The organism is Streptomyces sp. NPDC102279 (genome assembly GCF_044766365.1).
Taxonomy (GTDB): Bacteria; Actinomycetota; Actinomycetes; order Streptomycetales; family Streptomycetaceae; genus Streptomyces.
Map to the genome: position 1 here is coordinate 127,380 of NZ_JBIWLU010000015.1, position 24,356 is coordinate 151,735.

General features: G+C 74.1%; 21 protein-coding genes. 6 read left to right on the top strand and 15 right to left on the bottom strand.

What is annotated here, in order from left to right; genetic code table 11:
• Positions 1-8: 8 nt before the first annotated feature.
• The 3 genes from ACIRQH_RS33640 to ACIRQH_RS33650 all read right to left on the bottom strand — a co-directional run bounded on the left by ACIRQH_RS33640 (position 9) and on the right by ACIRQH_RS33650 (position 3,906).
• The gene (locus ACIRQH_RS33640) at positions 9-1,070 is read right to left on the bottom strand and encodes a MoxR family ATPase (protein ID WP_355874137.1); all 1,062 of its coding nucleotides are present in this window, start codon (positions 1,068-1,070) and stop codon (positions 9-11) included.
• Positions 1,071-1,201: 131 nt separating this feature from the next.
• Positions 1,202-3,295, bottom strand: coding sequence for a phage holin family protein (locus ACIRQH_RS33645; RefSeq protein ID WP_404228576.1), 2,094 nt, complete (start codon positions 3,293-3,295; stop codon positions 1,202-1,204).
• Positions 3,296-3,426: 131 nt separating this feature from the next.
• A complete protein-coding gene (locus tag ACIRQH_RS33650) occupies positions 3,427-3,906 on the bottom strand; it encodes a hypothetical protein (RefSeq protein WP_358820116.1) in 480 nt (159 codons plus the stop codon).
• An 85-nt stretch (positions 3,907-3,991) separates the two neighbouring features.
• Between ACIRQH_RS33650 and ACIRQH_RS33655 the strand changes: the two genes are divergently transcribed.
• Together ACIRQH_RS33655 and ACIRQH_RS33660 are read left to right on the top strand one after the other, a co-directional pair.
• A complete protein-coding gene (locus tag ACIRQH_RS33655; protein ID WP_388876459.1) occupies positions 3,992-4,765 on the top strand; it encodes an MBL fold metallo-hydrolase in 774 nt (257 codons plus the stop codon).
• The gene (locus ACIRQH_RS33660; protein ID WP_388934077.1) at positions 4,762-5,415 is read left to right on the top strand and encodes a DedA family protein; all 654 of its coding nucleotides are present in this window, start codon (positions 4,762-4,764) and stop codon (positions 5,413-5,415) included. The genes ACIRQH_RS33655 and ACIRQH_RS33660 overlap by 4 nt, the downstream gene beginning before the upstream one ends.
• 152 nt (positions 5,416-5,567) lie before the next feature.
• Here the strand turns inward: ACIRQH_RS33660 and ACIRQH_RS33665 are convergent, their stop codons facing one another.
• The 4 genes from ACIRQH_RS33665 to ACIRQH_RS33680 all read right to left on the bottom strand — a co-directional run bounded on the left by ACIRQH_RS33665 (position 5,568) and on the right by ACIRQH_RS33680 (position 10,301).
• On the bottom strand, positions 5,568-6,638 hold the full coding sequence (locus ACIRQH_RS33665) for an MBL fold metallo-hydrolase (protein ID WP_388876466.1): 1,071 nt from the start codon (positions 6,636-6,638) through the stop codon (positions 5,568-5,570).
• 13 nt (positions 6,639-6,651) lie between these two features.
• Positions 6,652-7,881, bottom strand: coding sequence for an aminotransferase class I/II-fold pyridoxal phosphate-dependent enzyme (locus ACIRQH_RS33670; protein ID WP_388934074.1), 1,230 nt, complete (start codon positions 7,879-7,881; stop codon positions 6,652-6,654).
• 265 nt (positions 7,882-8,146) lie between these two features.
• Positions 8,147-9,142, bottom strand: a complete 996-nt coding sequence (locus ACIRQH_RS33675; RefSeq protein WP_388934071.1) for a hypothetical protein — start codon at positions 9,140-9,142, stop codon at positions 8,147-8,149.
• Positions 9,143-9,506: 364 nt separating this feature from the next.
• A complete protein-coding gene (locus tag ACIRQH_RS33680) occupies positions 9,507-10,301 on the bottom strand; it encodes an RNA polymerase sigma factor SigF (RefSeq protein WP_358820121.1) in 795 nt (264 codons plus the stop codon).
• A 294-nt stretch (positions 10,302-10,595) separates the two neighbouring features.
• On the opposite strand from ACIRQH_RS33680, the gene ACIRQH_RS33685 reads away from it, so the two are divergent.
• On the top strand, positions 10,596-10,979 hold the full coding sequence (locus ACIRQH_RS33685) for a DUF2795 domain-containing protein (RefSeq protein WP_388876475.1): 384 nt from the start codon (positions 10,596-10,598) through the stop codon (positions 10,977-10,979).
• An 86-nt stretch (positions 10,980-11,065) separates the two neighbouring features.
• Here the strand turns inward: ACIRQH_RS33685 and ACIRQH_RS33690 are convergent, their stop codons facing one another.
• Together ACIRQH_RS33690 and ACIRQH_RS33695 are read right to left on the bottom strand one after the other, a co-directional pair.
• Positions 11,066-11,308, bottom strand: coding sequence for a DUF6158 family protein (locus tag ACIRQH_RS33690; RefSeq protein ID WP_355874162.1), 243 nt, complete (start codon positions 11,306-11,308; stop codon positions 11,066-11,068).
• A 215-nt stretch (positions 11,309-11,523) separates the two neighbouring features.
• The gene (locus tag ACIRQH_RS33695) at positions 11,524-13,143 is read right to left on the bottom strand and encodes an ABC-F family ATP-binding cassette domain-containing protein (RefSeq protein WP_388876478.1); all 1,620 of its coding nucleotides are present in this window, start codon (positions 13,141-13,143) and stop codon (positions 11,524-11,526) included.
• Positions 13,144-13,249: 106 nt separating this feature from the next.
• Here ACIRQH_RS33695 and ACIRQH_RS33700 point away from each other — a divergent pair, with 106 nt between their 5' ends.
• Together ACIRQH_RS33700 and ACIRQH_RS33705 are read left to right on the top strand one after the other, a co-directional pair.
• The gene (locus ACIRQH_RS33700) at positions 13,250-14,749 is read left to right on the top strand and encodes a bifunctional phosphatase PAP2/diacylglycerol kinase family protein (RefSeq protein WP_388934066.1); all 1,500 of its coding nucleotides are present in this window, start codon (positions 13,250-13,252) and stop codon (positions 14,747-14,749) included.
• 211 nt (positions 14,750-14,960) lie between these two features.
• Positions 14,961-15,782, top strand: coding sequence for a class I SAM-dependent methyltransferase (locus ACIRQH_RS33705; RefSeq protein ID WP_404228582.1), 822 nt, complete (start codon positions 14,961-14,963; stop codon positions 15,780-15,782).
• 70 nt (positions 15,783-15,852) lie between these two features.
• Here the strand turns inward: ACIRQH_RS33705 and ACIRQH_RS33710 are convergent, their stop codons facing one another.
• The 4 genes from ACIRQH_RS33710 to ACIRQH_RS33725 form a co-directional block, all read right to left on the bottom strand.
• Positions 15,853-16,578: a GvpL/GvpF family gas vesicle protein gene (locus ACIRQH_RS33710; protein ID WP_358820126.1), complete on the bottom strand. Its 726-nt coding sequence runs from the start codon at positions 16,576-16,578 to the stop codon at positions 15,853-15,855.
• 103 nt (positions 16,579-16,681) lie between these two features.
• On the bottom strand, positions 16,682-18,529 hold the full coding sequence (locus tag ACIRQH_RS33715) for a transketolase (protein ID WP_388876488.1): 1,848 nt from the start codon (positions 18,527-18,529) through the stop codon (positions 16,682-16,684).
• On the bottom strand, positions 18,526-19,932 hold the full coding sequence (locus ACIRQH_RS33720; protein ID WP_404228585.1) for an NAD(P)/FAD-dependent oxidoreductase: 1,407 nt from the start codon (positions 19,930-19,932) through the stop codon (positions 18,526-18,528). Before ACIRQH_RS33720 ends, ACIRQH_RS33715 begins: the two co-directional genes overlap by 4 nt.
• A gap of 409 nt (positions 19,933-20,341) precedes the next feature.
• Positions 20,342-20,827, bottom strand: a complete 486-nt coding sequence (locus ACIRQH_RS33725; RefSeq protein WP_388934163.1) for a phage holin family protein — start codon at positions 20,825-20,827, stop codon at positions 20,342-20,344.
• 156 nt (positions 20,828-20,983) lie between these two features.
• Between ACIRQH_RS33725 and ACIRQH_RS33730 the strand changes: the two genes are divergently transcribed.
• A complete protein-coding gene (locus ACIRQH_RS33730; RefSeq protein WP_355874183.1) occupies positions 20,984-21,331 on the top strand; it encodes a VOC family protein in 348 nt (115 codons plus the stop codon).
• Between the two features lie 71 nt (positions 21,332-21,402).
• On the opposite strand, the gene ACIRQH_RS33735 is transcribed toward ACIRQH_RS33730, so the two are convergent.
• Positions 21,403-23,379 (bottom strand): DUF5107 domain-containing protein, encoded by a 1,977-nt coding sequence (locus ACIRQH_RS33735; RefSeq protein WP_404228588.1) that lies wholly within the window; start codon positions 23,377-23,379, stop codon positions 21,403-21,405.
• 51 nt (positions 23,380-23,430) lie between these two features.
• On the bottom strand, positions 23,431-24,327 hold the full coding sequence (locus ACIRQH_RS33740) for an arginase family protein (protein ID WP_404228591.1): 897 nt from the start codon (positions 24,325-24,327) through the stop codon (positions 23,431-23,433).
• Between the last annotated feature and the right edge of the window lie 29 nt (positions 24,328-24,356).

Below are 24,356 nucleotides of genomic sequence, written 5' to 3' on the forward strand. Positions count from 1 at the left end.
GCGCGGGCTCACTGGCGGGCCTCCACCAGGCGCGGCATGTCGCGGGCCGCCTCCACCAGGAACCAGGCGGGCAGGACGGGGTTGCCGTCGGCGTCGGCGGCGATGACGCTCTGGGCGACCTCGACGGAGATCTCGGCGAGCTGCACGAGCAGGGACTTGGCGCGGTACGCGGTCTGCCGGGTGTTCGCCGAGAGGTGCTCCTTGCCGGCGGGCAGTTCCTTGACGAGCCGTCCGCGGAAGGACTCGGCGAGGTAGTAGAGGAGGTCGCGGTCCTCCGGACGGGAGGGCCAGCGGGCGTCGCCCTTGATGACGGCCTCGATGCCGAACCGGCTCCGCACGATCTTGACGTAGCCGCAGAAGGCCACCGCGTGCGCGGGCGTCAGGGTGCCGTGCGCGATCACCTTCAGCGTCTCCTCGTCGATGCCGGGCCCGAAGGAGCCGAGCGCGTCGGACAGCATGTGCCAGGAGCGCGGTGTGGAGAACGGCTCCTCGGTCTTCGGCGGTTTCGACCACAGGTGGTCGGGGCGGTCGGTGAGATGGTCGAGGACCCAGGGGTGGATGTCGTTCACGGCGGCCCAGGCCAGCCAGTCCCGGGGGGAGGCCTCCAGGTGGACGTGCGTGAGACGGTTCACCAGCGCCGAGGCGATCGGACGGGCCAGCGCGTTGTCCGTCGCGCGGTTGCCGGCGCCGATCACGATGGAACCCCGCGGCAGCTCGTAGTCGCCGATGCGCCGGTCCAGGATGAGCGAGTAGAAGGCCTTCTGGACGTCGGGGCTCGCCGCGTTCAGCTCGTCCAGGAACAGGCAGTACGGCTCGTCGCGGGCGATCGCCTCGGGCGGGCAGAAGACGGAGCGTCCGTCACGGATCTGCGGCACGCCGATCAGGTCCTCCGGCGCCAGCTGCGTACCGAGCAGGCTCACGCACTCCAGCCCGAGCGACTCGGCGAACTCCCGGACCAGGGAGGACTTTCCGATGCCGGGGGCGCCCCACAGGAAGACGGGCCGCACGGTGGCGAGACCGAGCAGCAGCTCCGGGATGCGGGCGGGCGTGACGGTGACGGCTGCCTGCACGGGCGAGCTCCTCGGGGATCCGACACGGGCGCGCGGGAACGCGGCGCCCGGTGCGGACAGTGTGGGCGCGCGGGCCCTCGCACCGCCTCCGATTTTTGTGGGGCGCCGGGCCGGGTGCCGCTCGGCCCGGTTCAGGCCGCCCGCTCGTCCGAGCCCATGTCCAGGGGTACTTGAGGACCGTCGCACTCGCCCAGCCAGCGGCGCAGCACCTGGTGGATCTGTTCCGCCCCGACCAGGTCGGCGTCCTCGCCGACCGGTGCGGACAGGGTCACCGGGGAGAGCAGGAAGGGTCTGCCCTGCGCGCCGCCGAGGCCGCCGTGCGAGCCGATCTGCTCCTCGAAGGCGAGGACTTCGCCCTCGGCGGGGTCGTACCAGGAGTTGACCATGATGTCGGCGGTGTGCGGGAAGGAGTGCGTGCGCCGTACGGCGTCGGCGGCGCCGGGGCCGAAGTCGGCCAACGGGCCCGGGTGTTCGTCGTCGAGCCGGTCCAGCGGCACCTCGACGCCGTGTGCGCCGAGCACCACGCCGCCGTGCTCCTCGCTGCGCACCAGGAGGAATCCGATGCCGGGGTGGTTGGCGAGGGTGGTCAGCAGCGCGGGGTGGCGGCGGTCGATCTCCTCGCGGGTCATCCGGTGCGGCACGTCCGGGAACGAGACCAGGCCGAGGTTGCCCGAGGCGAGCACGACGGGTTCCGAGCGGCGCCCCGACGGGCGCAGCCGCTCCTGGCGCTCGGCCCGCTCCGCACGCTCCTCCAGGGGACGGCGCAGGGCGGCGCGCACGGCGGTTCGCGCCTCCGCGCCGCTGTGGGTGCGCCGCGCCCCGCGGGGCACGGGCAGGCCGCAGCCGGCCCGGACGAGGTTGCCGAGGGTGAGGCCGTAGCGGGTCAGGAACGTCTCGCCGGGGCTCTGGCCGTGGTCGGAGAGCACGACGATCCGGTACGGCCGCGGGGCGTGCTCGGCGACCTTCGCGATCAGCGCGAGCGACCGGTCGAGGCGCTCCAGGATCTTCTCGGCGTCCCGGCTGCGCGGCCCGGAGTGGTGTGCCACCTCGTCGTACGCCACCAGGTCCGCGTAGACCGCGTTGCGCCCGGCGAGCATGTCGCCGATCACCGCGCGGACGACGACGTCCCGCTCGACGACGGTCGCGAACGCGCGGACCATCGGGTACAGCCCGCCGCGTTTGACGCGCGGCCGGCGTTGCGCGATCCGGGCCGTGAGGGACTGGCCCATCTCCCGGAAGACCTCGGCGACGAACGACAGCGCGGTGCGGACGGCGTTGGCGGGGTCGGAGAAGTACGCGAAGTAACCCGCGCGCGATCGGTTGTCGCGGCCTCTGCGGGCGGCGATGGACAGCACGAGGGCGAGTTCGTCGGCGCCGCCGCTGAAGAGGTTGCCGCGGCTCGCGCCGTCGAGGGTGAGCAGTCCTCCGTCACCGGTGCGCTCGACGGCCCGGCGCTGGAGTTCGGCGGCGCTGTTCGGGCGGTTGCAGACCATCACCTCCTGGCTCTCCTTCTCGTACCAACGGAAGGCCGGGACGTCGTGGTTGCTGCCGTGCAGGATGCCCAGCTGGCTGGCGCCGGTCTGGCTGGACCAGTCGGTGCGCCAGGCAACGATCCGGTGGGTGGGGCGCGCTCCGCCGAGCCACCGGGCCGCGGTCGGCATCAGCCCCTTGACCATCGCCTCCCGCAGTACGTCGTGCCCGACCCCGTCGAGCTGGAGGAAGACCGCGCCGGGTGTCGAGGGGCCGGCTCGCCCGGCCGCGCGTCTGCGGCGCCGATCGGCGAGCCGGTAGAGCCGTCGCCGGTAGGCGTCGTCGTCCCGGACGGCGAGGGCACCGCCGGTGGCCGAGGCGACGGCGGACATCACGGCGGCCACGACCACGGCGGTCTCGGGGGCCGCCTCACCGCGCCCCGAGGGGTTGATCCACAGGGCGACCAGCAGCAGCGAACCGTTCAGGAAGAAGACGAGCACGCCGAGCACCAGGGCGGGGACGAGGAGCAGCGCCCGCACCAGCAGCGGCCACACCAGCGAGGACAGCAGTCCGAAGACGCCGGCACCGGCCGCCGCGGTGACCGCGATCCGGGTCGCGCTGTCCCCGCTGTCCGACTGCAGCTGGAAATCGGGCAGCACACCGGCGAGGACGAGCATCGTGACCGTGGACACGGCCCACACGGCGACGCTCCGCCCCACCCCGCTGGCGACGCGCCGCCACCGTCCTGCCTCCACGTCCTGCCACCTCACGTCCGGGCCCGCCCGGTCCGCGCGGCCTGCTCCCCACCCTGTCACAACGCACGGGAGTGCCCGGAAGTCCCCCGGGCAGCGCTCCCGCGGCCCATCGGACCCGTGCGGGAGCCGGGTCAGCGGCCGTCGTAGCCGGCCGTCGGCATCGAGAGACGGCGGTGCACCCGGGCCTTCATCTGGGCGTCGTAGAACGGTTCCGCGCTGCCCACCGTCTCGACGCGCACCCCGCGGCGCACGCACTCGGCGGTGAACTCGTCGACGGAGGCGAGGGCGCGTTCCAGCACCCGGCGGCTGGGGGCGACGAACAGGTCGACGAGTCCGGCCTCGACGTCGGCCCACAGGGTGCGGTGGTCCGGGCGCAGGGCGCGGACGAGGAGTTCCCGGGTGACGACGTAGCCGTGCTCGGCGGCCCAGCGGGCGCACATCGCGTGCTGGCTGCGGGAGTCGACGAGGAAGGGGTCCGCGTCGAGTTCCTCCAGCGGCGTCAGGCTGGCGATCGCCGTGACGCGCAGCGCCGGGGGCCGCGGCGCGGGACCGCCCGGTCCGTACGGGCGCTCCGGGGTGTGCGTGCCGGAGGCACCGCCTGCGTCTCCCATGGTGTCCCCCCTCACCTCCGGGTTTCGCCGCCGACCCTACTCCTGCCCGTAGGCTCGGGGGGAGTCGCGCGAAGGAGGCAAAGAGGTGCCGGTGGAGATCACCTGGTGGGGGCATGCCACGTGCACGCTGGAGGACTCCGGCACCCGCGTGCTCACCGATCCGCTCTTCGCGCGCCGGCTCGCGCACCTGCGGCGCCGGCGCGGGGCGCCGCCCCCTCCCCCGGCGGCGGTCGCCGATGTCGCCCTGGTCTCCCATCTGCACGCCGACCATCTGCACCTGCCGTCGCTCGCCCGGCTCGCTCCGGGCACCCGGCTGCTGGTCCCCCGGGGCGCCCCGCGCGCGGTGCCCGGACTGCGCCGGCTGGACCATCTGCGGCTCACCGAGGTCACGCCCGGCGACCGGACCCGGGTCGGCGATCTCCTCGTACGGACCGTGTCGGCGCGGCACGACGGGCGGCGGCTGCCGGTCGGGCCGCATCGCTCCCCCGCCGTGGGGTATGTGATCGAGGGCGACGCCCGGACGTACTTCGCCGGCGACACCGGGTTGTTCCCGGAGATGGCCGAGGAGGTGGGGGACGTCGACGTGGCACTGCTGCCGGTGGGCGGCTGGGGGCCCTATCTCGGTGAGGGGCACCTGGACGCGGGGCGGGCCGCCGAGGCGCTCGCCGAACTGCGGCCGCGCAGTGCCGTGCCCGTGCATTACGGCACGTTCTGGCCCATCGGTATGGATGCCGTGCGCCCCCACGAATTCCACGCGCCGGGTGAGGAGTTCGTGCGCCTGGCCGCCGAGCGTGCGCCGGGTGTGTCGGTGCACCGCCTGGACCACGGCGAGTGTGTGCGTCCGGAGGTCGCGCGGTGACTCCCTGGACCGCCGCGGTCCCTTCACTCCTGCTGTCCGCCGCGGCCACGCGGGGACCGCAGGAGTCGGCGCAGCAGGCGATCGGTTATCCGACCCTGTTTCTGCTGGTGCTGATCGGCGCGCTGGTGCCGGTGGTGCCGACGGGCGCGCTGGTGAGTTCGGCGGCGGTGGTGGCCTTCCATCAGACGGCGCCGTTCGCGCTGCTGACGGTGTTCCTGGTGTCCTCGCTCGCCGCGTTCCTCGGGGACATGGCGCTGTACTGGCTCGGCCGCCGCGGTATGGGTTCGAGGAACGGCTCGCGCTGGCTGGAGGCGATCCGGCAGCGGGCGCCCGAGGACCGGCTCACGCAGGCGCAGGAGAAACTGCACGACCACGGCATAGCCGTGCTCGTGCTGTCCCGGCTCGTCCCGGCCGGCCGCATTCCGGTGATGCTGGCCTGTCTGATGGCGAAGATGCCGCTGCGGACCTTCGCCCGCGGCGACGTACCGGCCTGCCTCGCCTGGGCGGCCACCTACCAGGTCATCGGCATCCTCGGCGGCTCGCTCTTCAGTGAACCGTGGGAGGGCGTGGTGGCCGCGGTGGCACTGACCCTGGCGATCAGCGCGGTGCCGGGCCTGTGGCGCAGGATCCGCAGGCCGGCAGCCTCGTAGAAGCCGCCCCGTGGAAGCCATTTCGTGGAAGCCATTTCGTGGAAGCCGTCTCGCACGAACTGGGGCGCCCACTCGGCAGGGCAGGGCGACCGCCTCGCAGACCGTACGGTCTCCTGGCGGCGCTGCTCGGTCCGGTCCCCGGGGCGCCGGTCTCAGCCCAGTACCCGGGAGCCTCCCACCGGCAGGTCCCAGAGGTCCTCGCGCGACAGGCCCGCCCGCTCCCAGGCGGCCCGGACCCGGCGCAGCGGCTCCAGCACCGGCTCCGCGGAGAGGACGAACGTCCCCCAGTGCATCGGCGCCATCCGCCGGGCCCGCAGATCGACGGCGGCCCGCACCGCCTCCTCCGGGTCGCAGTGCACGTCGCTCAGCCACCAGCGCGGGTCGTACGCCCCGATGGGCAGCAGGGCCAGATCGATCCCGGGGTGGCGCTGCCCGATGCGGGCGAACCAGTGGCCGTATCCGGTGTCCCCCGCGAAGTACACCCGCTGTCCCTCGGGCGAGGTGAGGACCCAGCCGCCCCACAGGGTGCGGCAGGTGTCGGTGAGGCCGCGCTTGGACCAGTGGTGCGCGGGCACGAAGTCGAAGCGGACGCCCTCCAGTTCGACCGCCTCCCACCAGTCCAGTTCGGTGACGTGGGTGAACCGGCGGCGCCTGAACCAGGATCCGAGGCCCGCGGGCACGAACACCGGTGTGTCGCGCGGGAGTCGGCGCAGGGTCGGGGCGTCCAGGTGGTCGTAGTGGTTGTGGCTGATGACGACCGCGTCGACGCGGGGCAGCGCGCTCCAGGCCACGCCGACCGGGGTGATCCGGGCCGGGGTGCCGATGATCCTGCGGGACCAGACCGGGTCGGTGAGGACGGTGAGCCCGCCGATCCGGATCACCCAACTCGCGTGCCCCACCCAGGAGACGGCGACCGTGCGGGTGTCCACACCGGGCAGTGGTTCCGGTTCGAAGGGCAGCAGGGGGATGTCGGCGAGCCCGCCGGCGCCGGGTCGCAGCGCGCCCTCGCGGGCGAACCGGGCGAAGGCCCGCAGCCCCGGCAGCGGCGCGGTCAGCCGTTCCACGAAGGAGCGCGGCCAGACCCGGCGTTCCCCGAGCGGGCGGGGCTCGGCGAGGGGCGGGGGGACGACGGTGGGGTGCTCCGCCGGCGGGGGCGTCGGGGGCGCGAGGCCCTCGGGGTCCTGTGCCGTCGTGCTCGCCGTCGACTCGGACTGCTGCGTCATCGAGAGGCTCCCATCACCGAGCGTCGTCGCGGAGATCGTCGAAGGCCGACCCCAGCCGGGTCAACGCGCGTTGCACATGCGGCAGTTCCAGGGGCGTCGGGGACGTCAGGGACTGCGCCCGTTCCTCGTCCGTACCGCCGAGCAGGGGTCCGGTGCCCAGCCGGACGCGGAGCGCGCCGAGGTCGTCGCCGAAGCGGTGTCCGCCCGGCGCGGGCATGCCGAGCCGGGCGGACAGGTGGTCCTCCAGGTCCTGCGCGTCGCCGACACCGCGGGCGCCGAGCGCGGAGCGGAGCGGCCCGAGGTCGACGTACAGATGTCTGCCGGCCTGCGGGGGCCGCGCCACGGCACCGGCCGCGGTGACCGCACGATGGGCGGCGCCGGCCACGTCCGCGTGCAGGCGGGCGGCGGCGGTGAGCCGTCCGGTGATCGCGGCGGGCTCCTGGAGCGCGTACGCGGCAGCGGCGGCGACGGGTTCCGCGACGCGCGCGCCGACCGCGGTGAGCACGTCGAGGACGCGGGATCTCAGGAGGGCGCCCGCCTCGCCGGAGGGGAAACGGGCGACGGCGGCCGGCCAGCCCTGGGGCAGGAAGGCGCCGGCGAGGTCCGTGATCACGGTGACGTCGTCGGGGGCCATCTCGGCGGGGCTGAGGAGCACCGTGTCGTGCGGCCGGTGCAGGGTGTCGCGCCAGGTCTCGTCGCTCACGACGTGCAGACCCTCGCCTGCGGCGGCCTCGACGGCCTCGTGCACCAGCTCGGGCGGCGCGACGGTGGCGGTGGGGTCGTCGGCGACGGACAGCACGAGCAGCCGCGGGTCGCCGCCCTCCGCGCGGACTCTGCGGAGGGTCTCCAGGAGGGCGTACGGATCGGGGACGCCACCGCATTCGGCGGGCGTCGCAACCCGGAACACGGACCGGCCGAGGAGACGGGCCTGGGGCGCCCACCAGGCGGCGCAGGGCCGGGGCGCGAGGACGTCGCCGCCGAGCGCGGCGGTCAGGGCGAGCAGCAGGGCGGGGGCTCCGGGGGCGACGGCCACGCGGTCGGCCGCGGTGGCCAGTCCGCGGCGGGTCCAGTAGCCGCAGGCGGCGTCGAGGAACGCGGGGCCGCCGCCGAAGAGTTCGGTGTCGGCGCGGCCCGCGGCGGCGGCCAGCTCCGCGCGGAGTTCCGGCAGCACGGGCAGGCCCTGGTCGGGCAGGGGCGGACCGTAGCGGACCGGTCCGCGGCCTTCCGGATCCGTCCGCCGCATGTGTGCCTCCGCGCCGTGGGTGATGCCCTGCGTTCCCTGCCCTGCCTCGACCTGCCCTGCCCCGATGTGTCCTGTCCCGGTGCCTTCCCGGCCGTACGGTGCCGGGTGCCCGGGTCCCTTCCTGCGGTTCGGCTCCGGCGGCCCGGCGTACCGGGCCGTCGGCCTGTCAGTACCCAGCGGCACGCCGTCCCATGAGTGCCGTCGGGGTCACGCCTGTCACATCGTCACCGGCGCCGCCGTGGGCCGTCGTCGTGCCGTCCGCCGGTCAGGCGCGGCGGTTGCGCAGCCGGTGGACGGCCGCGCACCCGGCACCGGCCATCAGCAGGCCGCCGGCGACCAGCGCGGGCACCGAGTCGGTGAAGGCGCCGCCGCGGCCGGCGTGCACGCCCTGCTGGACGGTGGGAGGACGTTCTCCGGTTCCCTTACCGGTACCGGTACCGGTGCCGGTGCTCGGGTCGTGCGCGGGGGCGCCCCGGGCGACGGAGTACGAGGCGGTCCACTGCTTTCCGTGGCCGCCCTGCGGCGCGGGGCAGACACCGTCCACGCCCCACTCGCCGCGGGCTGCGCCGCCGACTTCGGGGGCCACCGGGGCGGCGGGCGCGGTGTCGGGGCCCACGGGCTCGGGCACGGTCTCGGGCACCGCGGGTTCGGGGACGGTGTCCGGGCCGACGGCGTCCGGACCCACGTCGTCGGGGGTCACGGGGTCGGGGTAACCGGAGCCGGGCTGTTCGGGGTCGATGGCCACGGGGGGCGGTTCCACCGCGTCGGGCGCGACCGTGTCCGAGCCGCCGGAGTCCGGGGCGGCGGGCGGCACGTCACCGTTCTCGGCGTCGGTCGTGCCCGCCCCGGAGGAGACCGTACGGTCGAGTACACCGGTCTCCTGATAGCCGTCCCCGGAGCCGGACGCGGCCGGGCCGTCGGCACCTTCGGACGCCGCCGGTCCGCCGGCGCCTTCGGGGGCGCCGGACGGGATGCGGGCCGTCCCGCGATAGGCGGCGGCACCCGCGGCGTGGGCGTCGTCGCCCTCGACGCGGTGCAGTTGCACCTTGCCCTCCTGGAATCCCTGGGAGCTGGCGTCGATGGCCTCGGGCGGGGCGCCGCCGACTCCGTCGCAGGTGACGGTGATGGTGATGGTGCCGCCGGGTTCGACGGAGCCCGGGCTGACCTCCGCGGCCGGATCCGCGGACGCGGCCGACGCGGCGACGCTCAGCGCGGCGCCGGCGAGGGCGGTGGCGTACAGGACACGGGCGGTACGGCGCATGAGCGGGGCTCCTTCGGCGGGGCTGCGGTCCGAGAGCCACGGCCGTCGTGTCCCTCGGGCCCATCAGAGCCCGCCCTGCCCCGGCGCGCTATCGGCCGGGCACCATTCGCGGGAAAACAGGGGCCCGAGCGGGTGATGCCGCCCGGCCGCGGGCGTCCGCCACCACGAAGGAGCCCGCCGGCCGCCTCCTCGTCGAGGGGGCACCCGGCGGGCTCGGTGTCCTTGGGGCCGGTGGTTCCTCCGGCCGCGCCGCTCCGTCCGTCGCGCGGGCCCTCGGCCGTGCGGCTTCTTCGCGCCGCCGCGACTGCCCGGGCCGTGCGGCTTCGTCGACCGCGCGTCGTGGACCGAGCCGGGGAAGGAGGTGCTAGGCGGCGTCGCGCATGACCTGGTCGCGCAGGCGGGAGCAGCAGCGGGTGATGAGGCGCGAGACGTGCATCTGGGAGATGCCGAGCTCGTCGGCGATGCGGCTCTGCGTCATGTCGTTGAAGAAGCGCATGTAGAGGATGGCGCGCTCCCGCTCGGGGAGTGCCTGCAGCCGCGGCTTGACGGCCTCACGGTCGATGACCGTGTCGAGCGCCGGGTCGGCGGAGCCGAGGGCGTCGCTGAGCGAGTAGCCGTCGTCGCTGCCGGGCAGTTCGGCGTCCAGCGAGAGCGCGGTGAAACTCTCCAGCGCCTCCAGGCCGGTCAGCACGTCCTCCTCGCTCAGCCGGGCGCGTTCCGCGATCTCGGCGACCGTGGGACGGCGCCCCGAGATGGTCTGCGACAGGTCCTGGGCGGCGAACCGCACCCGGTTGCGCAGGTCCTGGACACGACGCGGCACATGCAGCGTCCACATGTGGTCGCGGAAGTGACGCTTGATCTCGCCGGTGATCGTCGGCACGGCGTAGCTCTCGAAGGCGTTGCCGAGTTCGGGGTCGTAGCGGTCGACGGCCTTGACGAGGCCGAGCGCCGCCACCTGCCGCAGATCGTCGGAGTTCTCGCCCCGGTTGCGGAAGCGGCCCGCGAGCCGGTCGGCCATCGGCAGCCAGGACTCGACGATCTCCTCGCGGAGGGCGTCGCGCTGCGGGCCCTGAGGGAGCGTGGCGAGCCTGCGGAACGCCTCCGAGGTGTCGGGGGCGTCGTCGTGCGGATGGTGCGTCGCGCTCGCTTGAGTTCGCATGATGCGTCGCAACTCCCTTGATGGTGCCTGGTATAGGACAGTCATCGTGGGAGCGCACCCGTGATCCGGACGGATACACCCGTGGCGCGGATCGCCGCTCCCACGGACGTGCCTCCTGTCCGAAGCACTGCATCTGCGTCTGCCCCCGGCCATGCGGAGCAAACACCCTCGAATTGTCGCCCGATCGCGGACGCTTCGTCGGCGGAGGCCATCCCCGGACAGCCCGCTTCTCGACGTGTCGCGTGGGGGACGTCGGGTACGCGCCCCCTACCTCGAACCTCTGGAGGGGATTTCATGCAGCGAGGCAGTGACCGGATGAGCGCTCACCGGGACGACGAGATGAAGCACGAACTGCGCGACTTCCTCAGGTCAGGGCACCCCACCCGGACCGAGGAGTGGCAGGACCCGGAGCCGGCCGCCGACGACGACCCGGCGATCGCGGGAGGACCGGTGGTGCCGAACACGGCACCGGAATCGCTGGAGACGCTGCGCCTCGAACTGGCGCGGTTCCTCGGCCGTACCTCGTTCCCCGCGGGTCCGCGCGCGCTGATCGACGTCCTGCGCGAGAAGAACGCACCCGCCGGTCTGGCCGACTCGCTGGAACGTCTGCCGGACAAGGAGCACTACGCCAACGCGCACGAGCTGGCGCGGGCGGTCGTGGGCGCCGCAAGCAGCTAGGGCCACCGCCGGCGTGGGTGTGCGGCACCGCCTCGGGCGGCCCGTACGCCCGCGTGGTCGGGGTCCACCGGACGGCGGGGGACCTGTCAGGCCGGTGGCACGGCGGCGGGGCCCCTTTCGCGGGCGCCCTCGCGGGTGCGGCCCGCCGAGACGGGGCGGCGCGGATGGCGGCGCAGGTACTCGCCCTCCAGCTGGGCCATGCGCTCGTTGTGCGTGTGCAGCGCGTCGTTCGAACCGTGCAGCAGCGTGTCGTGGCGGGTGCGGTGGATGGCCTCCAGCTCTTTCATCAGCTGCTGGTCGTCCAGCCTGCCCGGGTCGACTCCGGTCATGGTGCTACCCCGCTCGTCGTGGCCGTCGGCGCGGTCCGGGCGCCCGCCCGGCAGGCGTCGCCCGGAGGCGGCCGGAAGGGAGCCATGGATAGGTGACCTCCACCCACCACTCTACGAACATCGGGTGGTCCGGGCCTCTCCAAGGACCCTGGCCACCTGAAACCGCGGGGCCCCGGTCACCCAGGGCCCCGGAAGGACCCCCACGGGAGCTCGGCCTAGCGGTCCCGCTCCACCCGGCGCTCGTCCCACACCGGCTCCTGCGTCTCCCGGACCCGTCCGTCGGAGCCGAAGACCAGGTAGCGGTCGAAGGAGCGGGCGAACCAGCGGTCGTGGGTGACGGACAGGACCGTCCCCTCGTACGCTTCGAGACCTTCCTGGAGCGCCTCGGCCGACTCCAGGTCGAGGTTGTCGGTGGGCTCGTCCAGGAGCAGGGCCGTCGAGCCCTCCAGTTCCAGGAGCAGGATCTGGAAACGCGCCTGCTGGCCGCCCGACAGCTTCTCGAAGCGCTGCTCGGCCTGGGCCGTCAGCTCGTAGCGGCGCAGCCGTGACATGGCGGCACCGCGGTCCTGGGAGTGTCCGGTCCACAGGATGTCGAGCAGCGTGCTGCCCTCCAGCTCCGGATGGGCGTGCGTCTGCGCGAAGTGGCCTGCCACCACGCGCGCGCCGAGCTTCCACTCGCCGGTGTGGGCGACGTCGCCGCCCGCGAGGAGCCGCAGGAAGTGCGACTTTCCCGAGCCGTTGGAGCCGAGGACGGCGACCCGCTCGCCGTAGAAGACCTCCAGGTCGAAGGGCTTCATCAGGCCGGTGAGCTCAAGCCCCTTGCAGGTGACGGCCCGTACGCCGGTGCGCCCTCCGTGCAGTCGCATGGTGATGTCCTGCTCGCGCGGCGGCTCGGGAGGCGGTCCGGCCTCCTCGAACTTGCGCAGCCGGGTCTGGGCCGCCGCGTAGCGGGAGGCCAGCTCATGGCTGATGGACGCGGCCTGACGGAGGTTCAGCACGAGCTTCTTGAGCTGGGCGTGCTTCTCGTCCCAGCGCCTGCGCAGTTCCTCGAAGCGGGCGAACCGCTCCCGCCTGGCCTCGTGGTACGTCGCGAAACCGCCGCCGTGCACCCAGGCGTCGGCGCCGGTCGGGCTGGGCTCGACGCTGATGATCTTCTGGGCGGAGCGGGCGAGGAGTTCACGGTCGTGGGAGACGAACAGGACGGTCTTGCGGGTGTCCTTGAGCCGCTCCTCCAGCCAGCGCTTGCCGGGCACGTCGAGGTAGTTGTCCGGTTCGTCGAGCAGCAGCACCTCGTCGGTGCCGCGCAGCAGCGCCTCCAGCACCAGGCGCTTCTGCTCGCCGCCGGACAGGGTCCGCACCTGCCGCCACTGCGCCTTCTCGTAGGGGACGCCGAGCGCGGCCGTGGTGCACATGTCCCAGAGGGTCTCGGCCTCGTAGCCACGGGCCTCGGCCCAGTCGGAGAGCGCCTGCGCGTACCGCAACTGGGACGCCTCGTCGTCGACGGTCATCATCGCGTGCTCGGCGGTGTCGACGGCCCGGGCCGCTTCCCGGATCCGGGGCGGCGCCACGGACACGAGCAGTTCCCGAACGGTCGTCTCGTCGCGTACGGATCCCACGAACTGGCGCATCACGCCGAGCCCGCCGCTCACGTTCACGGTGCCGCCGTGCGGCTTGAGCTCGCCCGAGATCAGCCGCAGCAGGGTCGTCTTGCCGGCGCCGTTGGGCCCCACGAGGGCCACGACGGCCCCTTCTCCCACCCGGAACGACACATCGCCGAGCAGCGCCCTCCCGTCGGGAAGGTAGTACTCAAGATGCGCGGCTTCGAGGTGTCCCATGGGCAGGCATTCTCCGGGGCGCGGGGGGTGCGGGGCAAACGCGTATTCGGCGGGGCGCCCGTCACAGCGGCGGGGGAAACGCCTGATCCGGGGTAGACGGAGCCGCATGACCCCCACCCCAGACGTCGACCTGACCGCCCTCGTTCCGGGCCGCCACGGCCTCCGGGACCGTCTCCTGTCCGTGGACCTCCGGGTCTTCGAGTCGGTCGCGGCGCGCCACTGGCCGGGCGGCGATCCCGTACTGCCGCGGCTGAGCCGCGGCGCCAACCACGGTCTGCTGTGGTTCGCGACGGCCGCCGCCGTGGCGGCGAGCCGCACGCCGCGTGCCCGCCGGGCCGCCACCCGGGGCCTCGCCTCGCTCGCCCTCGCCTCCGCGACGATCAACACCGTCGGCAAGCGGTCGGTGCGCCGCGGCCGCCCCGCGCTGGACCCGGTCCCGGTGATCCGGCAGCTGAAGCGCCAGCCGATCACCACCTCGTTCCCCTCGGGGCACGCCGCCTCCGCCGCCGCGTTCGCGACGGGTGTGGCGCTGGAGTCCCGCGGCTGGGGAGCGGCCGTCGCGCCGCTCGCGGCGGCGGTGGCCCTCTCCCGCGTGTACACCGGGGTCCACTTCCCGAGCGACGTCCTCGCGGGTGCGGCGCTGGGCGCCGGCGCCGCGTACGCTGTCCGTGCCCTGGTGCCCACCCGGGACCAGCTGACCGCTCCGGCGCGCCCGCGGGTGGAGGCACCCGCACTGCCCGACGGCGCGGGCCTGGTCATGGTGGCCAACACAGGCGCGGGAACCCCGGAGCGGGTCCGCTCACTCGCCGACGCGCTGCCGGCCGCGGAACTCGTCGAGTGCGAACCCGCGGACATACGGCAGGAGTTGGAGAAGGCGGCGGCCCGCGCCACGGTGCTGGGCGTGTGCGGCGGCGACGGCACGGTGAACACGGCGGCCGAGATCGCCCTGCGCCACGACGTCCCGCTCGCCGTCCTCCCGGGCGGCACCCTCAACCACTTCGCCCACGACCTCGGGGTGGAGGGCGACCACGATCTCGTCCGCGCGCTCCAGCAGGGCGAGGCGGTCAAGGTGGACGTCGGCCGGTTCGTGTCCGGCGCCCGGGAGGGCATCTTCCTCAACACCTGCAGCCTGGGCATCTACCCGGAGCTGGTGCGGGAGCGGGAGAACGGGTCGAAGGTGATCGGCAGCTGGCCCGCCGGGGTGCTCGGCGCGCTGCGGGTCCTGCGGGCCGACCACCATCCTTTGCGGGCCGAACTGGGCGGCCGTACGCACCCGTTGTGGCTGCTGTTCGCCGGGAACGGCACGTACCACCGGGTGGGCCTCGCACCCGCCCGCCGCTTCGACCTCGCGGACGGGCGTCTCGACGTCCGCGTCGTGCACGGCGGACGCCATCCCGCGGTGCGGCTGCTCGCCGCCGCCTTCGCCGGTCCGCTCACCCGCTCCCCCGCGCACGCTGCCGTACGGGTGGGCCATCTGCGCATCGACGGCGTCGACCCCGGCACCCTCCTCGCCTACGACGGCGAGGTCACCGAGGTGAGCGACCGGGTGACGCTCCGCAAGAGCCGCGAGGCCCTGACCGTCTACCGCCCGCAGCCGGCGCACTGAACCCGGGCCGAACCCGACCGACCCCGTCCGACGCGACCCGTCCGATCCGATCGGTTCCGATCCGGGTCGTCGTCAGGCGGCCCAACTCCGCTTGTCCACATGGCAAGATATCTATCTCATCATTCGACATGACCGCGTACGGTGATGCCATCGCCCCGCGGAGTGCGCACACGCCCCGCCGAGGCCCCGTACACGTCGAAGGGGACCGGTCATGTCGAAGTCGCAGGAGACCGCCGTCTACACGCACGGCCACCACGAGTCGGTGCTGCGCTCGCACACCTGGCGCACCGCCGCCAACTCGGCGGCGTACCTGCTCGACTCGCTGAAGCCCCACATGAAGATCCTCGACATCGGCTGCGGGCCGGGCACCATCACCGCCGACCTGGCGGAACGCGTTCCGGACGGGCACGTCACCGGCGTCGACCACGCGGCGGACATCCTGGACCGGGCACGGCAGGAGGCCGTCGGACGCGGCCTGCGCAACGTCGACTTCGCGGTGGCCGACGTGCACGCGCTGGACTTCCCGGACGACACGTTCTGCGTGGTGCACGCCCACCAGGTGCTCCAGCACGTGGGCGATCCGGTCCAGGCCCTGCGCGAGATGCACCGGGTCACCAGGCCGGGCGGCTTCATCGCGGTCCGCGATGCGGACTACGCGGCCATGACCTGGTATCCGGCGGTGCCGGGCATGGACGAGTGGCTGGACCTGTACCGGCGGGTGGCCCGCGCGAACGGGGGCGAGCCGGATGCCGGCCGGCGTCTCAAGGCGTGGGCGCTGGCCGCCGGCATCCGGGACATCACCTCCACGTCGAGCACCTGGACCTACGCCACCGAGGACGAGCGGGCCTGGTGGAGCGGCCTGTGGGCCGACCGCACGCTGGCCTCGGCGTACGCGGAGCGCGCCACCGGGGGCGGTCACGCGACGTCGGAACAGCTGCGAGAGGTCTCGGACGCCTGGCGGCAGTGGGGGCGGGCGGAGGACGGCTGGTTCGCCGTGCTGCACGGCGAACTGCTCGGCCGCAAGGCGGCCTGAGCCGTGGCGGCGCCCGCCCCGGACCCGACGGTCCGGGGCGGGCGCCGCTTTCAGTCCCCGTCCGGCGCGGTCACCGCGCGGTGCGCGTGAAGCCCGCGAGGTCCGTGAAGCCGGTGAGGCCGGGAAGCTCCGTGAACGAGTACGCGGCCCAGGGCCCGGTGAGTTCCACCCGCAGTCCGGGCTGCTCGCGCACGCCGCGGTTCACCCGCTCGACGAACTGCTCGGACTCCGCGCGCGGCACCAGGTAGGCGGCGTTGAGTACCTGGGAGTAGGCCAGATCGGAGGGCGCCGCGCTCTGCGGGGCGTGCAGCCTGGTCTCCGTCGCCCGCCCGGCCAGGGTGTCGTGCAGCCGGTGCGCGAGCCCGTCCGCCCGCTCCCCCGTGTACCCGGAGGCTCCGGCGGTGTCGGCGTACACCTTCACGTCCCACTCGACCCGCCCGTCGAGCCGGTCCAGCGTCGCGAGGAACTCCTCCCGGCGCTCCTCCATCATCACGCGTACGCCGCTCTCGTCCCGCAGGACGGTGGCCAGCCGCAGCGGCAGCGGGCTGGTGACGCCGGTGAGGGCGTCGATGACGCCCTGGTGGGCGCGCGCCGTCGCCTCCAGCCAGGCCACGTCCTCCAGCCTGCGGCGCAGCGGCTCCGCGGCGAACTCCTCCTCCGGGACGGAGCCGACCACGGCCACCAGATCGCCGTGGCGCAGCAGCTTGGGCGGGACGCCCGCGACACCGGTCAGTTCGGCCGAGAGCGCGGCCGGGAAGGCGCGGCAGATCGCGTAGACGTACGGCAGTCCGCTCATGGGGTCTCTCCTCCCGCGGGTCCCCGTGCCCGGTGCGGGGACCCGGCGCACGGCACCGGGCCGCCTCACCGGCCTTGTCACCATCGTGCTCTCCGTTCCGTGCTCAGCGCACCACGGCGGTCTCGACGAGCAGCCGGGCCGCCGCGGCGATCGACTCAGCGTCGATGCCTGCGGCGCGCAGCTGTTCGGCCGGGCTCGCCGAGCCGGGCATCGTCCGGACGGCGAGCCGGGCGAGGCGGGGCACCGGGCGTCCGTCGGTGAAGGCGTCGAGCACCGCGTCGCCGAGGCCGCCCTCCTCGCGGTGGTCCTCGACGGTGACCAGGCATCCCGTCTCCTCCGCGGCCTCGCGCAGGGTCGCGCGGTCCACGGGCTTGACCGAGTACAGGTCGATCACGCGGACCTGGATGCCCTCGCGGTCGAGGGCGTCGGCGGCGGCCAGCGCCTCGTGGACGGTGACGCCCGCGGCGACGATCGTCAGCCGGTCGTCGGAGGAGGCGCGCAGCACCTTGCTGCCTCCGACGGGGAACTCCTCGGTGGGGCTGTAGATGACCGGGCTGTCGCCGCGCGAGGTGCGCAGGTACCGGATGCCCTCCAGGCCGGCCATGGCGGCGACGAGCTTGGCGGTCTGGTTGGCGTCGCACGGGTACAGCACGGTCGTGCCGTACAGGGCCCGGAACATCGCGAGGTCTTCGAGGCCCATCTGGGAGGGGCCGTCCTGGCCGATCGAGACGCCCGCGTGGGAGCCGACGAGGTTGATGCCGGAGCCGCTGACGGCGGCCATCCGCACGAAGTCGTGGGCGCGGGTGAGGAACGCCGCGAACGTCGTGGCGTACGGCACCCAGCCCCGTGCGGCCATGCCGACGGCGGAGCCGACCAGTTGCTGCTCGGCGATGTAGCACTCGAAGTAGCGGTCGGGGTGTTCCTTGGCGAAGAGCTCGGCGCGCGTCGAGTCGCCCACCTCGCCGTCCAGCGCGACGACGTCGCCGCGGGCGCTGCCGAGGGCGGCCAGCGCCTGCCCGAAGGCGTCCCGGGTGGCGATCTCGTCGCCGATCTCGAAGCGGGGCAGGTCGAGGTGCCCGGAGCTCACGGCGTGCAGCATCCGTGCGGCGGGCGGCCGGCGGACGTCGACGTGGTGGTCGTGCACGCCGCCGAGTTCGGCGATGGCCTCCTCGGCGTCCGGCAGGGGCTTGCCGTGCAGGCCCTCCCGGTCCTGGACCGAGGCGACGCCCTTGCCCTTGAGGGTGCGGGCGAGGATCGCGGTGGGCTGCCCGCCGGTCGACACGGCCTCGGCGAAGGCGCGGTCGACCGCGTCCACGTCGTGGCCGTCGACCTCGACCGTGTGCCAGCCGAACGCCTGGAAGCGACGGGCGTAGGCGTCCAGGTCGTGCCCGTGCCGGGTCGGTCCGCGCTGACCGAGACGGTTCACGTCGACGATCACCGTGAGGTTGTCGAGGTGCTCGTACCCGGCGTGCTCGGCGGCCTCCCAGACGGAGCCCTCGGCGAGTTCGCTGTCACCGCACAGCACCCAGACGCGGTATCCGGTGCGGTCGAGCCGCTTGCCGGCGAGGGCGACGCCCACACCGACGGGCAGTCCCTGGCCCAGCGACCCGGTAGCCGTCTCGACCCAGGGAAGCCGCCGCGGCGACGGATGCCCTTCGAGCCGGCTGCCCTCCTTGCGGAAGGTGAGCAGTTCGGACTCGCTCACGGCGCCGGCCGCCTTGTAGGCCGCGTACAGCAGGGGCGAGGCGTGGCCCTTGGAGAGGATGAAGCGGTCGTTGCCGGGGTGCTGGGGGCGCTCGAAGTCGTAGCGCAGGTGGTTGGCGAACAGGACCGCGACGAGGTCGGCGGCGGACATCGACGAGGTCGGGTGTCCGGAGTTCGCGGTGTCGGCGGCGCGCACGCTGTCGACCCGCAGCTGCTGCGCCAGGTCGATGAGTTGACGGGTGTTCATGAGTCTCCTTCCGGGCGGCCCGCGGCTCGCGAGCGGTCGGCGCCGGGTCCGGCGGGCGCGGCGGCCCCGGCGGGCTTCGTCGCACCCTGCGGTGCTCCGGCCACCCGGGCCAGTTCGGGCGCGGAGGTGTCCAGCGGCACCGACCATGCGCGGACCAGGCCCAACTGCACGGACTGGCGCGGCAGTACGGCGTCCAGGAGCCAGTCGGCCGCGACGCGGACGCGGTTGGCGGGCAAGGCGGCGATGTGGTAGCCGCGGGTGACGGCTCCGGCGAGCGGGCCCGACAGCGGCACACCGAGGGGGTTGGCCGCCGCGTCGACACCGCCGAGGTCGACGGTGAAGCCGAGATCGCGGTGGCGGTAGGCACGGCGGTCGCCGACACCGAGCGAGGCCGCGACGTTGTGACCTGCGACCTTCCCCTGGCGCCAGGCGTGCTGGGCCGTCATCGGGGTGTACTCACCGGGCTTCTCCAGGTCGGGCACGGCCGCCGCGTCACCGCAGGCGAACACGTCGGGGTGGCCCGGCACCTGGAGGAACGGGTCGACCAGGAGCCGGCCCCGTTCGAGGGGCCGCCCGAGCCCCTCGACCAGGGGATCGGGCCGGACGCCGACGCACCAGGCCAGCGTCCGCGTGTCGACGAACTCCCCGTCGCTGAGCCGGACTCCGTCGGGCGTGGCCTCCTTCACCGAGGTGCCCGTGCGCACGTCGACCCCGCGTCGGCGCAGCACGCGGTCGGCGGTGCGCGAGAGCCGTTCGTCCAGTTCGGGCAGGACGCGGTCGGCGACGTCGAGCAGCAGCCAGCGCGGCCGGATGCCTTCCGGCAGGGACCGCTCGCGCACCAGGGCGTCGGTGAACAGCTGCCCCTGCGCGGCGACTTCGGTTCCGGTGTAGCCGGCGCCCACGACCACGAAGGTGGTGCGGGCGGTGCGGCTCTTCGGGTCGTCCGACCCGGCGGCGAGTTCGATCTGGCGGGTCACGTGGTCCCGCAGGTAGAGCGCCTCGGGCAGACCACGGAAGCCGTGCGCGTGCTCGGCGACTCCGGGTACGGGCAGCAGCTTGTTGACGCTGCCGACGGCGAGCACGAGACGGTCGTAGGTCAGGGTGCCGCTGTCGCCCTCGGGGTCGGTGTAGCGCACGGTGCGCGCGTCGAGGTCGATCCCGTCGGACGCGGCCTCACCGAGCACGAGGCGTACGCGGGGCAGCGTCCCGGAGAGGGAGACGGTGACGCGGCGTGGCTCCAGGACACCGGAGGCGACCTGGGGCAGCAGCGGCAGGTACAGGAAGTAGTCGGTCGGGTTCAGCAGAGTGATCTCGGCCTTGCCCCGGGCCAGCCGCGACAGGGTGCGGGCTGTCCGGTAACCGGCGAAACCGGCGCCGACGATCAGAATGCGGGGTCGCCTCACGATGCTCCTCTGGCGGTGTCGCTTGTGGTGTCGCTCGTACGGGCTTTCCGCGTCCCCCCGACGGGATGACCCAAACACGGGCACCCCCGGCCTTTCGCCGGCCTCGGGAAGCGCCATCGGCGCGGGCACACGTCCGGACTCGCAGGCACGGCAACAGGAGGGGCCGGGACGCGGTTCGGAGCCGGGCCGTGCGGGGGCGTCGGCGCGGGCCGACGCGGCGCAGGCGGCGTGGGGCACCTGGCTTCGGGGGCCGCGGGCCGGGGCCGCCGTCCGTGGGGTCGGCCCGGTCCTCGGGGGCCTCACCGGTTTCCAGTCTGCTCCCGGCGGACGGCATCGGCACGACGGCCGGGACGTCCGCGGGAGGGCCGCCCGGTCCGCTCCGGCCGGGGCGGACCGGGCGGTAGGACGGTCATCGTGCCTGGTGAAGATACGTGTCGGGATCGCTCGCGAGGTGGGCGGCGGGGTCGGGCGCGCCGGGCGTCACGGCCGGGACCGGCGGATACAGGACGCCCATGCCGCCGGGCGGGGAGGCCGGCGCGGTGCCGCCGAGGATCCGCCCGGGCGGATTGAGCTCGCTCGCGTGGCCGGTGTCCGGGTGGGCGGTGGACGGCCTGGCCATGCCGCGCAGCACGAACGCGGCGACACCGAGTGCCGCCGCGGTGACCAGGGCGGCGGCCCAGCCGGGCAGCCCGAGGGCGAGTGCGAGGCCGAGGGCCAGCGCCAGCGCGGCTCCGGCGTACAGCGCGGCGGCGCCCGAGGCGGCGTACAGCGTGGCCGTCCGCCGCTGCTTGCGCGTCTGCTCACGCAGTTCGTCGCGGATGGTCTCGCGGGCCACCGCGGTCAGTTCGTCGACGAGTCCCTTGTCCAGATGCTCCAGGTGATCGAGGTGCTCGATGCGCTTCATGATGTGCGGGTACCCGGGTGTCCGGCCCCGTAACGGACCGTCGGTGACGGCCCGTCGGGCCGCACCCGGCCGACGCCGGGGCATCGGCGGACGGCGACCGCCCGAAACGATCTCCGTCGCGGGCCGACGCCAACTAGGCTCGTCCGCATGGAGATTCTGGGAGCCACGCTGCGCGTCTGCGTCGAGGACCTGGAGACTGCGGTCCCCTTCTACGAGCGGCTCGCGGGCGGCCGGGCGCTGCGCTTCGAGCGCGGCGGCGTGTCCGTCGCCGCGATCGGCTGCTTCCTGCTGATGAGCGGGCCCGAGTCGGAGCTGGAGGTGCTGCGCAAGGTCGCCGCGACGATCGCCGTCAAGGACGTCGAGGAGACGGCGCGGGTCCTCACCGATCTGGGGGCCCGTGTCGTCGCGGGCCCGGTGGCGACACCGGGCGGCCGCAACCTCATCGCCCTGCATCCGGACGGCTCGGTCTACGAGTACGCCGACCGCAACGGCTGACCGCGCCGGTCCCGGGCATCCCACCGTGCGGCGGGATGCCCGGGACCGTGGCCCCTCGGCGCGACGGCCGTTCAGAGCACGGACGGCGGCCGCATGCGGAAGTCGTAGCGCGCGGGCAGGGGTTCGTCGCTGAGCCGGGACCACAGCAGCCCGATGGTCTCCGCCCCCTCCCTCAGGTCGGCGACCTCGAAACCGGCGTCGAAGACGGCCCGCGCCGCCTCGCGGTCGCCCTCCGCGAGCAGCAGTCCGGCCTCGACGAGGCGGAACCGGCCGCGCTCACGGACGGCCGGGAGCAGCCGGTCCCACACGGCACGGGCGTCCGCGGGGCGGCGTACCGCGAGCAGTGCCTCGATGGCCTCGCGGCCGAGCGCGGCCGTCGCCGCGGTCCAGCGCTCCCCGTCGTCGCGCCGCTCCCGGCACAGGTCGTCGAAGGCCTCCCGGTAGCGGTCGGCGGCCCGCTCGGGGTTGCCGCTCTGCTGGTCGGCCACGGCGAGACAGCGCAGCAACGGCCAGAGCGAGGGCGCCAGTTCGAGCGCGCGCTCCCAACTGCGCACGGCCTGTGCGAGATCACCGGCGTGCCACTGGGCCACGCCCAGGTGGTACTCGGCGACGGGCACGGCCGGGGCCGTCTCCAGCATGTCGCGCCAGTGCGGGGCGACCAGCGACACCCCGGGCGGACCGGCGCGACGGGGCTCGGGGAACGCACCCGACCGCAGCAGCTCGCGCCACGGCGCCTGGTCCTCGCCGAGCGTCGACTCGTCGAAGGGCGTCCCCGGCAACTTGTGCGTGGCACGCAGGACTTCGAGGGCTCCCCAGCCCGAGCCGACGGCGAGCACCTCACCCGGTTCGGTGTCGGCGTGCGGCAGCCAGGCGGCGTACGCGGCGTCGACGGCGTCCCGGGAGAGGACGCCCTCCAGCCGGCGCTCGGTCTCCGTCCGCGCGGCGTCCCAGTCCGTTCCGTGGACGGTCTCGGCGTCGACGGACAGCGGGCCGTACGCCTCCAGCCAGGAGATGTCGCTCTCCGCCTCGAGCCGCACGTGTTCGAGCTGGGTACGGGCGAGTCCGGCCTGGATCTCGCAGTACCCGCCGGTGCCCGGCTCGGTGAGCCACTCCTGCCAGCGCCGGCCGCCGGGACCCGAGCCCCAGACGAACAGCTTGCGGCCGCGCAGGGTGTCGGTCGAGGTCTGCACGAGCCCGTCGCCGGCGTCGTCGACCGCGGTGATCCAGCGGCGCCGCCCGTCGGGCACCTCGTAGAAGTAGTCCGCGGGGAACGTGCTGTTCAGCGGATAGGTGCGGTCGGTTCCGTCGTACTCCGGCACGGGCACCGGGCGCAGCCGCCGCTCGTAGCCGAAGTGCCAGGCCTCCTCGGCCGGCGCGATCACCCGGCGCTCCTCGGGGACCGCGATGTTGGACCACCAGTACAGCGGTGCGGGCCGCTCGTGCGGGTTGCGGACCCGGACGCCGACGTACAGGAAGTCGGAACCGTCCGGCAGCCACAGGTCGACCTGGAAGGGGAGGTCGCGCAGCCGCTCCCATTCCCACAGGCGCAGCATCTCGCCGCCGTCGGGGGCGGGTACGCGGGCGGCGTGGACGGGTGAGCACGACAGGGTGGTGTGTCCGGTGGCGCCGATGTTCCACTCGATGCCGCCGGAGAACCACGCGCCGTTGAGGGCGAAGCAGGCGGGCTGCACCACCGGGTTCCGGTAGAGGAGTTCCCGGTTCGTGGGCTTGTGGAAGAGGGAGACGACGCGGCCGCCGTAGCCGGGCAGCACGGTGGCCCGCAGCCTATCGTTCTCGATCACGACGGTGTCGAGCTCTTCGGGCCGGCGCTCGCGTCCGTAGCCGTCACGGATGCGCTCCGGCAGCACGCTGTGCAGCGGCTCGTAGCCTATCTGGCGGGCCATGTCGCGCGGCAGGCCGACGCGGTCGCGGTCGTCGATGGTGTGCGTCTCGTCGAGGGTCCGCAGGGGCGGCAGCGGGTTGCTCGGTCCCAACTCCGCCGCCGGGAGGGTCAGTACGTCACGTCGGATCGTCGTCACGATGACCATGGAACATGGTCATCGGGCAGCTGACCAGGGTCTCCGCTCGTCAGGTTCGGGTCAGGATTGCGCAAAGGCCCCGACGACGACGTCCGCGAGGAGCGCGCCCGCGGTGCCGTCGGGGTCGAGATCGGGGTCGTAGACGGTGACGTTGAGGCCGACGCAGCGCGGGGAGCGGACCAACGGCCCGAGCAGCGCGAGGAGTTCGTCGGGGAACAGACCGCCGGGGTCCGGGCTGTCCACGGCGGGCATCACCTCGGGGTCGAGACAGTCCGCGTCGAGGTGCACCCAGAAGCCTTCCAGCCGAGGGAGTTCGAGGGCGGCCAGGGACGCTCGGGCGATCGCGTCCGCGCCCCGGGTGCGCAGTTCCCCGACGGTCGTCGTGGTGATCCTCAGCGCGGCGAGCTCCTCCCGGTCGGAGTCGTCGTCGCGCATCCCGAAGAGGTGCAGGTCCTCGTCCCTCAGGTAGGGCTTGAGCCCTTCGAGGTCGGACAGGTCCTCCTGGCCGCGCCCGGTGGCGATCGCGAGTTCCTCACCGCCGGCCGCGCCGATCCGGTCGGAGTTGCCGGGGTGCCGGAAGTCGGCCGAACCGTCGATGGCCGCGAGCCCGAACCGGCCGACGCGGCGCAGGGCGAGGGACGCGCCGAGCTGGATGGAACAGTCACCGCCGAGGACGACGGGCAGGTCGCCTGCGCGGACGTGCCGCTCGACCCGGTCGGCGAGTACGCGCGTGTAGCGGGCGATGGCCGCCGCGTTGAAGACGCCGTCGCCCTCCTCCCAGTCGCCCCGGTCGTAGCGCGGGGGCACGACGACCCCGCCCTCCAGGGCGCCGAGCCGCTGCACGATCCGCTGTTCGCGCAGTGCGCCGGCCAGCTTGTGGCAGCCGGGCACGGTACCGGGCGCGGGTGGCCGCAGGCCCAGGTTGGACGGGGCGTCCAGCACGACGATGTTCCGCATGAGGTCATCCTCGCCCGCTGGACGGAGCC

Coding starts and splice junctions, on each gene's coding strand:
- ACIRQH_RS33650 (WP_358820116.1), bottom strand. CDS start 3,906: ATGGGAGACGCAGGCGGTGCCTCCGGCACGCACACCCCGGAGCGCCCG.
- ACIRQH_RS33665 (WP_388876466.1), bottom strand. CDS start 6,638: ATGACGCAGCAGTCCGAGTCGACGGCGAGCACGACGGCACAGGACCCC.
- ACIRQH_RS33670 (WP_388934074.1), bottom strand. CDS start 7,881: ATGCGGCGGACGGATCCGGAAGGCCGCGGACCGGTCCGCTACGGTCCG.
- ACIRQH_RS33675 (WP_388934071.1), bottom strand. CDS start 9,142: ATGCGCCGTACCGCCCGTGTCCTGTACGCCACCGCCCTCGCCGGCGCC.
- ACIRQH_RS33680 (WP_358820121.1), bottom strand. CDS start 10,301: ATGCGAACTCAAGCGAGCGCGACGCACCATCCGCACGACGACGCCCCC.
- ACIRQH_RS33685 (WP_388876475.1), top strand. CDS start 10,596: ATGCAGCGAGGCAGTGACCGGATGAGCGCTCACCGGGACGACGAGATG.
- ACIRQH_RS33690 (WP_355874162.1), bottom strand. CDS start 11,308: ATGACCGGAGTCGACCCGGGCAGGCTGGACGACCAGCAGCTGATGAAA.
- ACIRQH_RS33695 (WP_388876478.1), bottom strand. CDS start 13,143: ATGGGACACCTCGAAGCCGCGCATCTTGAGTACTACCTTCCCGACGGG.
- ACIRQH_RS33700 (WP_388934066.1), top strand. CDS start 13,250: ATGACCCCCACCCCAGACGTCGACCTGACCGCCCTCGTTCCGGGCCGC.
- ACIRQH_RS33705 (WP_404228582.1), top strand. CDS start 14,961: ATGTCGAAGTCGCAGGAGACCGCCGTCTACACGCACGGCCACCACGAG.
- ACIRQH_RS33710 (WP_358820126.1), bottom strand. CDS start 16,578: ATGAGCGGACTGCCGTACGTCTACGCGATCTGCCGCGCCTTCCCGGCC.
- ACIRQH_RS33715 (WP_388876488.1), bottom strand. CDS start 18,529: ATGAACACCCGTCAACTCATCGACCTGGCGCAGCAGCTGCGGGTCGAC.
- ACIRQH_RS33730 (WP_355874183.1), top strand. CDS start 20,984: ATGGAGATTCTGGGAGCCACGCTGCGCGTCTGCGTCGAGGACCTGGAG.
- ACIRQH_RS33735 (WP_404228588.1), bottom strand. CDS start 23,379: ATGGTCATCGTGACGACGATCCGACGTGACGTACTGACCCTCCCGGCG.
- ACIRQH_RS33740 (WP_404228591.1), bottom strand. CDS start 24,327: ATGCGGAACATCGTCGTGCTGGACGCCCCGTCCAACCTGGGCCTGCGG.